Source organism: Streptomyces sp. SP17BM10 (genome assembly GCF_036322405.1).
In the GTDB taxonomy this organism is placed as follows: Bacteria; Actinomycetota; Actinomycetes; order Streptomycetales; family Streptomycetaceae; genus Kitasatospora.
Genome location: NZ_JAQYXB010000048.1, coordinates 1 through 324, shown reverse-complemented (window position 1 = coordinate 324; position 324 = coordinate 1). Strand labels below are relative to the sequence as shown.

Annotated in this window: 1 protein-coding gene; it reads right to left on the bottom strand. The window is 70.7% G+C overall.

Features of this window, described 5'->3' with window-relative positions:
- The coding region (locus PUR71_RS00155; RefSeq protein WP_329924238.1) for a thioesterase domain-containing protein at positions 1–289 on the bottom strand (289 nt) is incomplete at its 3' end.
- Positions 290–324: the final 35 nt, after the last annotated feature.

Here is a 324-nt window from a genome sequence, read left to right as displayed (position 1 = left end):
GGTGTGCCTCCACGGGGGGCTTGCCGGGCGCCTGGAGTATCACCTGGTCGACGTGCTCGCGGGGGGGCTCCTGCTGGTTGGCGACCTCGAACGCGACCCGGGGGCCGATGGTGTAGCCCAACAGCTTGTAGGGGCCCTGGGGCTGGACCCCGCGGATCAGTTCGTTGTCCCGGGCGACCATCTCGTCGATGGTCGGGTTGGCGGTCTCGGCGTGGTTGATGCCGTAGGCCAGCTCGGCCAGGATCGGCGACGGCAGGTCGAGCCGGGTGGCGAGAAGCCGCTGTCTCATGGGGTAGCCGCCGAGCCCGGGCCAGCAGAACACCG